Source organism: Pseudonocardia phyllosphaerae, from assembly GCF_046546475.1.
Lineage (GTDB): Bacteria > Actinomycetota > Actinomycetes > Mycobacteriales > Pseudonocardiaceae > Pseudonocardia > Pseudonocardia phyllosphaerae.
In genome coordinates, this window is record NZ_JBKGXS010000005.1 from 310479 (window position 1) to 323339 (window position 12861).

A 12861-nucleotide genomic window follows, 5' to 3' on the forward strand; every position below is an offset into this window, starting at 1 on the left:
ACCGCGCCCACGCCCGGTCCCGCGAGTCGGTCCCTGCCGCCGCCGGCGTGGTACCGGTCACCGCCGGAGGGTGTCGTCGGCACCGGCGGGCTGCGGAACGGTCCGTGCGGGTGTAGCAAGGCTCGCAGGGACAGCGGCGTACCCACCGGTCGCGCCGCAGCGATCACGCACGAAGGACTCATCCGTGGATCTCAAGATCGGATACAAGGCGTCGGCCGAGCAGTTCGGCCCCCGCGACCTCGTCGAGTACGCGGTGCTGGCCGAGGAGCTCGGCCTCGACAGCGTCTGGGCGTCGGACCACTTCCTGCCGTGGCGGGACAACGGCGGGCACGCCCCCGCGGCGCTGCCGTGGATGGCCGCCGTGGGGGAGCGCACGAACCGGGTGCAGATCGGCACCTCGGTGCTCACCCCCACCTTCCGCTACAACCCCGCCGTGCTCGCCCAGGAGTTCGCGACGATGGCGCTGCTGACCGGCGACCGGGTCGCGCTCGGCGTCGGCACCGGTGAGGCGCTCAACGAGATCGCCGTGTCCGGGCGCGAGTGGCCGGAGTTCAAGGAGCGGTTCGCCCGGCTGCGCGAGGCCGTGAAGATGATGCGCGCGCTGTGGACCGAGGACACCGTGTCCACCGAGGGCGAGTACTACACGTTCGTCGACGCGACGATCTACGACAGGCCCGAGCGGCCGGTCCCGATCTACGTCGCCGCCGGTGGCCCGATGGTCGCCCGTTTCGCCGGCCGGTTCGGCGACGGCTTCATCTGCACCTCGGGCAAGGGCATGGAGCTCTACACCGACAAGCTGCTGCCCGGCGTCGAGGAGGGCGCGCAGAAGGCAGGCCGCGACGCCGCCGGCATCGACAGGATGATCGAGATCAAGATCAGCTACGACCGGGACCCGGAGGCCGCGCGGGAGAACTGCCGGTTCTGGGCGCCGCTGTCGCTGACCCCGGAGCAGAAGAACTCGGTCAGCTCCTCGCAGGAGATGGAGCGCCTCGCCGACGAGCTGCCGATCGAGCAGGTCACGAAGCGGTGGATCGTCGCGTCCGACCCGGACGAGGCCGTCGCGCAGATCAAGCCCTACGTCGACGCCGGGCTCAACCACCTCGTCGTCCACGGGCCGGGGGACGACCAGCGCCGGTTCCTGACCCAGTTCACCGAGGACGTCGCGCCGAAGCTGCGGGAGCTCGCGTGAGCGCCGTGACCCGCGACGGGCGGGTGCTGCGCTGCCGGATCTCCACCGGCCGGCACGGGACTCTCGACGGCCCGGCGATGGAGGAGGTCACCGCCGCGCTGGAGTCGCTCGACCCGGCCGGGACCGGCGCGGTACTGGTGCACGGCGACGGCGAGAACTTCTGCACCGGCGGCGACGTGCGCGCCTTCGCCTCGGCCGAGGACCGCTACGCCTACGTGCACGGCCTCGCCGACACCTTCCACGCCCTGCAGCGCCCCCTCGCGGCCTCGCCGGTGCCGACGGTGGCGAGCGTCCCCGGCTGGGCCGCGGGCGCGGGCATGAGCGTCGCGCTGGTCTGCGACCTCGCCGTCGGCGGCACGTCGACGCGGATGCGCCCGGCCTACCCGGGGATCGGGTTCTCCCCGGACGGCGGCATGACCTGGCTGCTGCCGCGGCTGGTCGGGCAGGCCCGCGCCCGGCGGATCCTGCTCACCGACGAGGTCCTCGACGCCGACGCCCTGACCGGGCTCGGGCTGCTCACCGCGGTCGTGGCCGACGACGCCGTCGCCGACGAGGCCGCGACGCTCGCGCACCGGCTCGCCCAGGGCCCGACCGACGCGCTCGGCCGGATCCGCGGCCTGCTGGCCCGGACCTGGGACACCGGGTTCGCCGAGCAGCTCGCCGCGGAGGCCGACTCGATCGCGACCTGCGCGTCCGGCGCGGAGGGTGCCGAGGGGCTGGCCGCGTTCGCGGAGAAACGCCGCCCGGTGTTCCACCCGTAGCGGGTGTGCCCGTCAGTGATCTCAGTGATCTCAGCGAGCTCGGTGAGCTCAGCGAGCGCTGGCGGGCACCCCGGCGGCCAGGCGGCGCCCGGCCGGACGGCTCGCGGCCCGGAAGCCGGGCATGCCGACGCCCCAGCGCTCCGCGGGGCGGTGCAGGCCGGGCCCGAGCGGCCAGCCGGCGTCGAGCGGGGCGAGCAGGCGGTCCAGCTCGGCGTCGGGGGTGGCGCCGACGCTGTTGCGCAGCAGCGACTGGAACTCGTCGTACTCGGTGACGGCCTCGGAGACGTGGCCGCCGGCGAGCAGGGCCTCGACCAGCGCGCGCCGGGCGCGGCCGCGGCTGGGCGCACCGTCCACGGCGCGCCGGGCGACGGCGACGGCGTCGTCGTGCCGGTCGGCGGCGGTCAGCGTGGCGGACAGGCCCTCCAGCGCGGACAGGCGCAGCTGGCGGAAGCGCTCCCGCTCCACGGCCAGCCAGGTCGAGGTCCACGACGGCAGCACGTCGGCGGTGAGCAGCGTGGTGTCCGGTGCGCCGATCTCGCGGGCGGTGCGCAGCGCGCTCGCCGCGCTGAGCCCGCGGATGAGCAGCAGGGCCTCGGACAGGTCGGTGGTGACGCCGTCGTCGAGGTGCAGGCGGCCGCGGTCGTCGGCGGCGAGCAGGCCCGGCACGTCCACGCCGCGCACGGCCTCGTCGAGCAGGCGCGCGGCGGGCTGCGGGCCGACCCCGGCCCACAGGTCGGCGGCCAGCGCGGCGGTCGGCTGCGGACGCGGGTGGACGGCCAGGTAGGCCACCAGGCGCCGCGAGTCCACCGGCAGCGGGATCGACTTCTCCCCGGCGCGCAGGCCGAAGGCACCCAGCACGCTGACGTGCGGTACGCGGTGGTCGGGGGGACAACAGACGTCGGACATGCCTTTTCCCAGGTCTCGGTCACGCGTGGTGACGGGCGGTTCTCGCACGTGCGGCCCACTGGTGGTCCGCACGAACCCGGGCGCGCCACCCGGGCGGGAGGCCGCGGGGCGCGGAGAGGGCATGGCGAACCCCACCTGCACGGACGGCGGGCGTCGTCTCCCGTGCGGTGTTCTCGGCACCCACGATAGCCCAGGCGATGGCCGGGCGTGAGGCCCGGGTGGGCGACCCGCGGGGCCGTGCGCTGCGCAATCGTCCCCGGAGTTGAGCGGGGGCGGCTCAGGGATGGGTCAGGTGTGGGCGAGCAGCCGGACGTGGGTGCCGTCGGCGGCCCGCCACACGTGCAGGCTGTCGCAGAGCTGGCGGGCGATCCAGGTGCCCCGCCCGCGCGACTGCGACGGGTGCGGCGGCGCGAGCCCGATCAGCGGCTGGGTGATCCGGCCGTGGTCGTGCACCTCGCAGACCAGCCCCTCCGAACCGGCCCACACCGACAGATCCGCATGCGGCGCACCGTGTTCGACCGCGTTGGTGGCGACCTCGTTCACCGCCTGCACCATGTCCTCGCCACGCACCGTGTCCAGCCGGACGGCGCGGGCGGCGTCGGACACCGCGTCGCGCACCCGGGACAGCTCGAAGGTGTTGTAGCTCAGCCGCACGTCCGGCGGGCCGAGCAGGTGCGGCGGCGCGATCCTGGTGGTCGCCATGACCTCGTCGGCGGGGCGGAAGTCCGGGTTCGGCACGAGCTCGTTGCCGCTGAGCAGCAGGGGGTGGTTGGCCAGCGCCGCGGCACCGACCCTGGCGTGCAGCGGGATCCGGGGGTAGGCGCAGATCTGGGTGACCGGCAGCCCGGACAGCGAGATGTTCAGCGCGGCCTCGTACTCCACCCAGAACCCGCCGTCGACGCCGTCGAGGCTGTCGTCGTGCTCGCAGAGCAGCACCACCGGCCGGCCCGACGACGACAGCGCCCGCAGCTCCCGGGCCCGCCACGCCGCGACCGTCTGCCCGGACTCGCGGGCCGAGCGGGTCAGCGTGGTCAGCCGGCTGACCACGGCGCCGGTGCCGTCCAGGGCCTCGCGCACGCCGGTCCCGACCGGGTCGGAGACGGCCAGCACGACCTGGGCGCCGCTGTCGCGCACCGCGGCCCGGACCGTCGGCAGGGTCCGGGTGAGCAGCTCCTCCGCGTCGTCGGCGTGCACCAGGGCGTGCGCGTAGCCGCGGCGCGAGGCCGAACGGATCTCCATGCCGGGTGTCCCTTCCTGATCAGCCGAACGGCGGGGGCGCGACGGGCAGGGGCGCGTCGGTGAAGCTCAGCTGGGGGGAGAACGCGGCGCCGCACCGGTCCAGCACCCGCTGCACCCGCGGGCGCACCCGGTGCAGCACGAGCCGGTGGGTGGCCGGGAACGCCTCGGCCGCGTGCACCAGTGCCGCCGCCGTCGCGACGTCCACGAACCGGACCGAGGCCAGGTCCAGGCCGATCTCGGCGGAGGCGTCGGGGGAGCGCAGCACGGCGTCGAGCGAGGAGTGCAGCAGCGAGGTGATCTTGGTGCGGTTGCTGTGGTCGATCTCGCCTGCGAGGCGGGCGTGACCGGGGCCGAGGCGGACGATGCGCAGCAGGCCGTCGTCGTAGGCGCCGACCGGGGCCAGGTGGTCCCGGTGCAGCGCCTGCATGATCTCGATCTGGTCGCCGGGGAAGTGCGCGTGGTCGTAGGTGCACAGCGCGGTCAGGGCGTGGTCGTTCTCCCGGACCAGGCGGGCGAGCAGGCCGTCGTACTCCGGCAGGCTGGCCACCGCGCCCGGCGCGATCGTGCCGTGCATCTGCCCGGTGAAGCGCATGCCGTTCCAGCCGCCGGCCAGGCTGCGGGCGACCTCGTCGCTCACGCCGGCGTGCACGTCGGGCAGCGGCAGCGCGAAGATCCTGCGGGTGCCCTCGGGCGGGATGATGTCGAGCTGGCGGGACCGGAGCAGGGACTCGACGTCGTGGCCGTCCTCGTCGAGCCGGCGCAGGAGGCGGTCGGCCGCGCCGTCGTCGTCGTAGAAGACGATGCGCTCGTCGCGGGCCACGCCCTGCGAGACGAACCCTGCGGTCAGCTCGCCGAGGTGCTCGGGGCTGTCCGGGATCGCGCAGACGTGATCGCCGGACGACAGATCGTCCGCAACCTTGATCACGTGTCACCTACCGCGGCGGCCGGGGGAGCCCGCCCGAGTCTCGACTGTTCCCGCTCGTCTCCCGGGCACCACGGGGGGAGGTGGCCCGGGGGACGCAGCGAGAACCGTACGGACGTCCGACTGGGCGCCCCGAGACCTACCGCGGCGTAGCGCGCCGAACTGTCGCCGACGCGCGACGAGCGGTGCGACGACCGGTGACAGGGGGATGCCGACCGGGCGACGCAGACCGGGTCACGAACCCGTGATCTCCACCGACGTCGTCGCGCTGCCCTTGATGGTCTGCAGGACCACGCAGTACCGCTCGGTCAGCTTCACCAGGGTCGCGCGCTGCTCCTCGGTCGCGCCGTGGGTGTCCAGGTCGAAGGTCAGCCGGATGGCCCGGAACCCCACCGGGGCGTCCTTGGCGACGCCGAGGGTGCCGCGGAAGTCGAGGTCGCCCTCGGCCCGCACGGCGCCGGTGACCTCCAGCTCCAGGGCGGTGGCGACCGCGCGCAGGGTCACGCCTGCGCAGGCGACCAGCGCCTCGAGCAGCATGTCGCCCGAGCACAGCTGGGTGCCGTCGCCGCCGGTGGCCGGGTGCAGGCCCGCCTCGGCGATCGCCCGGCCGGTGTCGACCTTGCAGGCGACGCCTGCGCCGAGCTCGCCGTCGGCGTGCAGGGTGACGACGGCGGACTCCGGGTCGTCGCGGTACTGCTGCTTGAGCGGATCCTGGGCGCCCTTGAGGGCGTCGCGCAGCGAGGGGCCGGTGTTCTGGTTCTCGGTCACGTCGGTCACCGGCCCATCCTCACCCCGAGCGGGCGTTCAGCACATCCCGGACGCGACGTTAGGCTGACCGGGTGGCCGGGGAGAACAAGCGGGAGACGACCCGCGAGACGGTGCTGCGCGACGCGCGCGAGACCGTCCGCGACGCCCGCGAGTCGGTCCGCGACGCCCGGGACACCGTCCGGGACACGGTGCGCGACACCGTGCGGGACGCGGCCTGGGAGCACGCGGGCCCGCCGACCGGCGACGACCGCTTCCTGACCGTCCCGAACGCGCTGAGCGTGCTGCGGCTGCTCGGCATCCCGCTGTTCCTGTGGCTGATGGTCGGCCCGGAGGCCGACGCGTGGGCGATCGTCGTGCTCGCCGTCGGCGGGGTGACCGACTGGCTCGACGGCAAGCTGGCCCGGCTCCTCGACCAGTACAGCCGGTTCGGCGAGATGCTCGACCCGGCCGTCGACCGCCTCTACATCCTGGCTGCGCTGATCGGGCTGGCGGTGCGCGACATCGTGCCCTGGTGGGCGGTGGCGGTCCTGGTGGCCCGGGACCTGGTGCTGGCGGTGTGCGTGTTCGTGCTGCGGCACCGGGGCTACGGGCCGTTCGAGGTCGTCTACCTCGGCAAGGCGGCGACCTTCGTGCTGCTCTACGCGTTCCCGCTGCTCCTGCTGGGTGATGGCACCGGCACCACGGAGTCCGTCGTCCGGGTGATCGCGCACGCGTTCGCGGCCTGGGGCGTGGGCCTCTACCTCTGGACCGGTGCGCTCTACCTGGCGGAGTTCGTGCTGGCCGTGCGGCGTCCGCTCGCCCCGGCCGCGGGCCCCGGCGACGGCCCGGCAGACGCGTCCGGGGGAGCGGTCCGGGCCCGAATGGATCACCCGGGCGCCGGGGGCTAGGCTCGCCGTGTGAGTTCGGAGATTCCGTCGGACCTGATCTACACCGAGGCCCACGAGTGGGTGCGCGAGACCGGGGACGGCGTGGTGCGGATCGGTGTCACCGACCATGCCCAGTCCCAGCTCGGCGACGTCGTGTTCGTCCAGCTCCCGTCGGTCGGCGACGAGGTCGCCGCCGGGGACGCGCTGGGCGAGATCGAGTCGACCAAGTCGGTCTCGGACCTGTTCGCGCCGGTCGCCGGTGAGGTCGTCGCCGTCAACGAGGCCCTGGACGCCGGCCCGGAGCTGGTCAACTCGGGCCCCTACGCCGAGGGCTGGATCGCCGACCTGCGGCTCGCCGAGGGCGTGACCCTCGACGGCCTGCTCGACGCCGAGGCCTACCGGCGCCTCACCGACGACGCCTGACCGGCAGCACCGACCGGCTGCCCGACAGCGCTCGTCAGTGCCCGACAGTGCTCGACAGCGCTCGTCAGCGCTCGACAGCACCCGGCGACGGCCGGCCGGCTGCCCCCACCGCCCGCCGCACCGGCGGGCCCGGCGGCATCCGCCGCCACGCCGGAGTATCGCCGGGGTGTGCGGTACGGGTAGGTTCTCGAACCCGTACGCGACATCTCGTACCGCGACACCGTCCGCCCACGCAGTTCCCGCCCGGACCCCGTCCGGGGCCCGTACCGGAGGAGGAGTCCCCGAGGTGACCACGAACGACCCGCGCGACGTGCCACCGGAGCGCGCACCGGAGACCACGTCGGTCTTCCGGGCGGACTTCCTCGCCGACGCGGAGCAGCCGGCCCAGGAGCAGCCGGTCTCCGGCGTCGACGGGCTGCCCGCCGGGTCGGCCCTGCTGGTGGTGCGGCGCGGCCCCAACGCCGGCTCGCGCTTCCTGCTCGACGTGCCGACCACGAGCGCGGGCCGGCACCCCGACAGCGACATCTTCCTCGACGACGTGACGGTCTCCCGCCGCCACGCCGAGTTCCGTCGCGACGCCGGTGAGTTCGTCGTCGTCGACGTCGGCAGCCTCAACGGCACCTACGTCAACCGGGAGCCGGTGGACACCGCCGTGCTCGCCAACGGCGACGAGGTGCAGATCGGCAAGTTCCGGCTGGTCTTCCTGACCGGCCCGCGCGACGGCGCGGACGACTGAGCGGACGCCTGACCCGTCCGCGCCCGCCGGACGGCCGTGTGACGATCGTCGAAAAGGCGCCGTCGCACCCCGTCCGGAGGTGCGCGTACGGGCCGCGGCCCGTGTAGCGTCGGAAGGTGTCGGTGGTGGAGGCAAAGGCGACCAGGGCGGCCGGGGTTGCGAATCCCCCCGCGCCGGCCAGCAGGCCCTTCAGGGCCGGGGAGGCGGGCTGATGAGCGAGATGCGCGTCGTGGGGGTCCGGGTCGAGCTCCCGGCCAACCAGCCGATCCTGTTGCTCCGGGAGACCAACGGGGACCGCTACCTCCCGATCTGGATCGGGTCGGTCGAGGCCACCGCGATCGCCCTGGAGCAGCAGGGCGTGAAGCCGGCCCGTCCGCTGACCCATGACCTCCTGAAGGACGTCATCGGTGCCCTCGGGCGCCGCCTCGAGCAGGTCCGGGTGACCGACCTGCAGGAGGGCACGTTCTACGCCGAGCTGATCTTCGACGGCGGCGTGACCGTCTCCGCCCGCCCGAGCGACTCGATCGCCCTCGCCCTGCGCACCGGGGTCCCGGTGCACGCCGACGAGAGCGTCCTGGCCGAGGCGGGGCTCGTCATCCCGGACGAGCAGGAGGACGAGGTCGAGAAGTTCCGCGAGTTCCTGGACTCGGTGTCCCCGGAGGACTTCCGGGGCGCGCAGCCCGGATAGGTCACGCACGGCCACGATCGGTGCGCCGTCCGGTAGGTAGGGCGCGGCGAGCCGCGTTGACCGCCCCGTTCGGCGCGCCTACCGTCGTCGGAACTGATGACACTCGTGGAACTCACGAGTGGGCCGAGGCGAGGGAGACCGCGCGGTGCAGACGCCACCCGAGGGGCCGGACCAGGGAGAGCTGTTCCCGGACCCGCTGGTCGGCGACGGACTGGACGAGGTGTCCGACCAGCTGGTCGGGTTCCGCGGCCCGACCGCCTGCCAGGTCGTCGGTATCACCTACCGGCAGCTGGACTACTGGGCCCGTACAGGCCTGGTGGCGCCGTCGATCCGCAACGCCGCCGGCTCCGGCAGCCAGCGGCTGTACTCGTTCAAGGACGTGCTCGTCCTCAAGATCGTGAAGCGGCTGCTCGACGCGGGGGTGTCCCTGCAGAACATCCGGATAGCGGTCGAGCACCTGCGCCGGCGCGGGATACGGGACCTGGCCGGCATCACCCTGTTCTCCGACGGCACCACCGTCTACGAGTGCACCTCCCCGGAGGAGGTCGTCGACCTGCTCCAGGGCGGCCAGGGTGTCTTCGGGATCGCCGTCTCCGGCGCGATGCGCGAGATCACCGGCGTGATCAAGGACTTCCCGGCCGAGCGGGCCGACGGCGGCGTCGTCGACGAGTCCCCCGAGGACGAGCTGGCCCGCCGCCGATCGCGCAAGGCGATCTCCTAGCTCACGCGACGGTGCTGATGCGCCGCTCCGGCAGGCCTACGCGACGGTATTGATGCGCCGCTCCGGCAGGCCTACGCGACGGTATTGATGCGCCGCTCCGGCAGGCCTACGCGACGGCTCGGAACGGGTCGTGCTCGGCCAGCAGCTTGTCCATCCGCGCCTGGTCGACCCGGTTGACCACGGTCAGGCTCTCCTGCCGGTCCCGGACGCACTTGGCCAGGGTGAACGCCGAGGTGATCGCGTACAGCACGGCGATCGCCAGGAACGCCTTCACCCACGCGTCGACGGGCAGGTAGAGCGTCCCCACGACGACGGCGGCCAGCGAGACGCCGAACGACACCATCGCCTGCATGTGGAACGCGGCGGTCGTCGCGGGCGTGGTGTTCGGAGTGTTCTGCGAAGCGGTCATGGCGCAAGTGTGACGAGGCGGAAACCTCACCGGCGCCGTGGAACTACGCAGATCGGCGTTACGCTGGCACCGGACGTCGACGACCCCGTGCGGGAGAGACCCGGTGCACACAGCCGGGCGCCGAAGGAGCAATCCCCTTCCCGGAATCTCTCAGGCACACGGACCGCGCGGTCGAGACACCTCTGGAAAGCGACGGGCGCTCACGGGGAGCCCGTCCGCCGACGGGGAAAGCCCGAAGCCTCGGGTGAATCTCTCAGGCGCCCGCACCACGGGCACTGACAGAGGGGGAGGGGCCGACCGCCCGCCCCGACCTGCCCAGGAGGCGCCATGAGCACCCCGCAGGAGTCCCACGAGACGCTGGCCGACCTGGCCACCGGTGTCCCGTTCGCCGACCGGCACATCGGTCCGGAGCCCGCCGAGCTCGCCACGATGCTCGACACGCTGGGCGTCTCGACCCTCGACGAGCTCGCCGACCGGGTGCTGCCGCCCGCGATCCGCGACGAGAGCCCGGCCGGGGCCTCGCTGCCCGCGGCGGCCGGGGAGGCCGACATGCTCGCCGAGCTGCGGGCGATGGCCGCGCGCAACACCGTCACAGTGCCGATGATCGGGCTCGGCTACTCCGGCACCCGCACCCCGTCGGTGATCCGCCGCAACGTCCTGGAGAACCCGGCCTGGTACACCGCGTACACGCCGTACCAGCCGGAGATCAGCCAGGGCCGGCTCGAGGCGCTGCTGGCGTTCCAGACGATGGTGTCCGACCTGACCGGGCTGCCGGTCGCCGGCGCGTCGCTGCTCGACGAGGCCACCGCCGCCGCCGAGGCCATGACCCTGCTCCGCCGGGCCGGGCGCTCGAAGTCCGCGCGGTTCGTCGTCGACGCCGACACGCTGCCGCAGACCCTGGAGGTCCTGCGCACCCGCGCCGAGCCGCTGGGCATCGAGCTCGTCGTCGCCGACCTGTCCGGCGGCGAGCTGCCCGATGGCGAGTTCTACGGCGTCCTGCTCGCCTACCCGGGCGCGTCCGGGCGGGTCGCGGACCCGTCGTCGCTGATCGCGGCCGCGCACGAGCGCGGCGCCCTGGTCGCCGTCGCCGCGGACCTGCTCGCGCTCACCCTGCTCACCCCGCCCGGGGAGCTCGGCGCGGACGCCGCCGTCGGTTCCACCCAGCGCTTCGGCGTCCCGCTCGGGTTCGGCGGCCCGCACGCCGCGTACCTCGCAGTCGGGCAGCGCCAGGCCCGCCAGCTGCCCGGCCGCCTGGTGGGCGTCTCCCGTGACGCCGACGGCCACTACGCGTTGCGGCTGGCGCTCCAGACCCGCGAGCAGCACATCCGCCGGGAGAAGGCGACCTCGAACATCTGCACCGCGCAGGTGCTGCTCGCCGTCATGGCCGCCTGCTACGCCGTCCACCACGGTCCGGACGGTCTGGCCCGCATCGCCCGCCGCACGCACCGGATGGCCGCGGTGCTGGCCGCCGGGCTGCGCGACGGCGGAGTGGAGATCGTGCACGACGACTTCTTCGACACCGTGCTCGCCCGTGTCCCGGGCCGCGCCGACGCCGTCGTCGCCGCCGCGCACGACGCCGGGATCGCGCTGCGCCGGGTCTCGGCCGACGAGGTCGGTGTGGCCACCTCCGAGATCACCACCGTCGAGCACCTGCGGGCCGTCTGGTCGGCGTTCGGGGTGACCGAGCCGGACGTGGCCGCACTGGACCGGGACACCCCCGACGCGCTGCCCGGAGCGCTGCACCGCACCAGTGACTACCTGACGCACCCGACGTTCCACGAGTTCCGCTCCGAGACCTCGCTGATGCGCTGGCTGCGCCGCCTCGCCGACGCCGACCTCGCCCTGGACCGCACGATGATCCCGCTGGGCTCGTGCACCATGAAGCTCAACGCCGCCGCCGAGATGGAGGCGGTGACCTGGCCGGAGTTCAGCGACCTGCACCCGTTCGCCCCCGAGGCCGACACCGCGGGCACCCGCGAGCTGATCGGGCAGCTGGAGACCTGGCTGGCCGACCTCACCGGCTACGCCGCGGTCTCGCTGCAGCCCAACGCGGGCAGCCAGGGCGAGCTCGCCGGGCTGCTGGCCATCGCCGCGTACCACCGCTCCCGCGGCGACGACGAGCGCGACGTGTGCCTGATCCCCGCCTCGGCGCACGGCACCAACGCCGCCTCGGCGATCATGGCCGGGCTGCGGGTGGTCGTCGTCGGCACCGACACCGACGGGAACGTCGACCTCGGCGACCTGCGCGCGAAGATCGACGAGCACGGCGACCGGCTCGCCGCGCTGATGATCACCTACCCGTCCACGCACGGCGTCTACGAGGCCGCGGTCCGCGAGGTCTGCGGCGCCGTGCACGACGCGGGCGGCCAGGTCTACGTCGACGGCGCCAACCTCAACGCCCTGGTCGGGCTGGCCCGGCCCGGTGCGTTCGGCGGCGACGTGTCGCACCTGAACCTGCACAAGACGTTCTGCATCCCGCACGGCGGCGGGGGACCGGGCGTCGGGCCGGTGGCCGTCGCCGAGCACCTGGCGCCGTTCCTGCCCGGCCGCGAGCCGCGCGACGACGGCGGCGTGGGCGCTGTCTCCGCGGCCCGCTACGGCAGCCCGGGCGTGCTGCCGATCTCCTGGGCCTACCTGCGGATGATGGGCCTCGACGGGCTGCGCCGCGCCACGCTCACCGCCGTCGCGGCCGCCAACTACGTCGCCACCCGGCTCACGCCGTACTACCCGGTGCTCTACACCGGTGCCGGCGGTGCGGTCGCCCACGAGTGCATCCTCGACCTGCGCGGGATCACCCGGGACACCGGCGTGACCGTCGACGACGTCGCCAAACGGCTCATCGACCACGGCATCCACGCCCCGACCATGTCCTTCCCGGTCGCCGGGACGCTGATGGTCGAGCCCACCGAGTCGGAGAACCTGCCCGAGATCGAGCGGTTCGTCGCCGCGATGATCTCGATCAAGCGGGAGATCGACCGGGTGGCCGCGGGGGAGTGGCCCGCCGAGGACAACCCGCTGCGCAACGCCCCGCACACCGCCGCCTGCCTGGCCGACGACAAGTGGGACCACCCGTACCCGCGGGAGCTGGCCGCGTACCCGACCGGGGTCGCGCCGGGCGTGCACGACCGCAAGGTGTGGCCGCCGGTGCGCCGCATCGACGGCGCGCACGGGGACCGGAACCTGGTGTGCTCCTGCCCCTCGCCGGAGGCGTTCGCCTGACGTTTCCCGGGGGC

The 12861-nt window shown here is 74.0% G+C and carries 13 protein-coding genes and 1 riboswitch; of the genes, 8 read left to right on the top strand and 5 right to left on the bottom strand.

Going from position 1 to position 12861, the window contains the following annotated elements; translation table 11 throughout:
* Positions 1 to 184: 184 nt before the first annotated feature.
* Positions 185 to 1189 carry a glucose-6-phosphate dehydrogenase (coenzyme-F420) gene (gene fgd, locus ACLE50_RS13455; RefSeq protein ID WP_410943844.1) on the top strand — a complete coding sequence of 335 codons (1005 nt, stop codon included), beginning with the start codon at positions 185 to 187 and terminating at the stop codon, positions 1187 to 1189.
* Positions 1186 to 1950, top strand: coding sequence for an enoyl-CoA hydratase/isomerase family protein (locus ACLE50_RS13460; protein WP_410943845.1), 765 nt, complete (start codon positions 1186 to 1188; stop codon positions 1948 to 1950). Before fgd ends, ACLE50_RS13460 begins: the two co-directional genes overlap by 4 nt.
* Before the next feature lie 48 nt (positions 1951 to 1998).
* Here the strand turns inward: ACLE50_RS13460 and ACLE50_RS13465 are convergent, their stop codons facing one another.
* From ACLE50_RS13465 to ACLE50_RS13480, 4 genes are all read right to left on the bottom strand, one after another.
* Complete coding sequence (locus ACLE50_RS13465) at positions 1999 to 2808, bottom strand: AfsR/SARP family transcriptional regulator (protein ID WP_410943846.1); 810 nt, start codon at positions 2806 to 2808, stop codon at positions 1999 to 2001.
* Between the two features lie 336 nt (positions 2809 to 3144).
* Positions 3145 to 4095, bottom strand: a complete 951-nt coding sequence (locus ACLE50_RS13470) for an ATP-binding protein (protein WP_410943847.1) — start codon at positions 4093 to 4095, stop codon at positions 3145 to 3147.
* A gap of 19 nt (positions 4096 to 4114) precedes the next feature.
* Positions 4115 to 5020, bottom strand: coding sequence for an MEDS domain-containing protein (locus ACLE50_RS13475; protein ID WP_410943848.1), 906 nt, complete (start codon positions 5018 to 5020; stop codon positions 4115 to 4117).
* A 231-nt stretch (positions 5021 to 5251) separates the two neighbouring features.
* Positions 5252 to 5794, bottom strand: coding sequence for an OsmC family protein (locus tag ACLE50_RS13480; RefSeq protein WP_410943849.1), 543 nt, complete (start codon positions 5792 to 5794; stop codon positions 5252 to 5254).
* A 62-nt stretch (positions 5795 to 5856) separates the two neighbouring features.
* Between ACLE50_RS13480 and ACLE50_RS13485 the strand changes: the two genes are divergently transcribed.
* The 5 genes from ACLE50_RS13485 to ACLE50_RS13505 all read left to right on the top strand — a co-directional run bounded on the left by ACLE50_RS13485 (position 5857) and on the right by ACLE50_RS13505 (position 9219).
* On the top strand, positions 5857 to 6672 hold the full coding sequence (locus ACLE50_RS13485) for a CDP-alcohol phosphatidyltransferase family protein (protein WP_410943850.1): 816 nt from the start codon (positions 5857 to 5859) through the stop codon (positions 6670 to 6672).
* 9 nt (positions 6673 to 6681) lie between these two features.
* Complete coding sequence (gene gcvH, locus ACLE50_RS13490; RefSeq protein WP_410943851.1) at positions 6682 to 7074, top strand: glycine cleavage system protein GcvH; 393 nt, start codon at positions 6682 to 6684, stop codon at positions 7072 to 7074.
* Positions 7075 to 7360: 286 nt separating this feature from the next.
* Positions 7361 to 7810: a glycogen accumulation regulator GarA gene (garA, locus tag ACLE50_RS13495; RefSeq protein ID WP_410943852.1), complete on the top strand. Its 450-nt coding sequence runs from the start codon at positions 7361 to 7363 to the stop codon at positions 7808 to 7810.
* A gap of 211 nt (positions 7811 to 8021) precedes the next feature.
* Positions 8022 to 8498: a bifunctional nuclease family protein gene (locus tag ACLE50_RS13500; protein WP_010224693.1), complete on the top strand. Its 477-nt coding sequence runs from the start codon at positions 8022 to 8024 to the stop codon at positions 8496 to 8498.
* A 145-nt stretch (positions 8499 to 8643) separates the two neighbouring features.
* A complete protein-coding gene (locus tag ACLE50_RS13505) occupies positions 8644 to 9219 on the top strand; it encodes a MerR family transcriptional regulator (protein WP_410943853.1) in 576 nt (191 codons plus the stop codon).
* Between the two features lie 106 nt (positions 9220 to 9325).
* Here the strand turns inward: ACLE50_RS13505 and ACLE50_RS13510 are convergent, their stop codons facing one another.
* A complete protein-coding gene (locus ACLE50_RS13510; RefSeq protein ID WP_410943854.1) occupies positions 9326 to 9628 on the bottom strand; it encodes a YiaA/YiaB family inner membrane protein in 303 nt (100 codons plus the stop codon).
* An 80-nt stretch (positions 9629 to 9708) separates the two neighbouring features.
* Positions 9709 to 9804, top strand: a riboswitch (glycine riboswitch).
* A 151-nt stretch (positions 9805 to 9955) separates the two neighbouring features.
* On the opposite strand from ACLE50_RS13510, the gene gcvP reads away from it, so the two are divergent.
* A complete protein-coding gene (gene gcvP / locus ACLE50_RS13515; protein WP_410943855.1) occupies positions 9956 to 12847 on the top strand; it encodes an aminomethyl-transferring glycine dehydrogenase in 2892 nt (963 codons plus the stop codon).
* Positions 12848 to 12861: the final 14 nt, after the last annotated feature.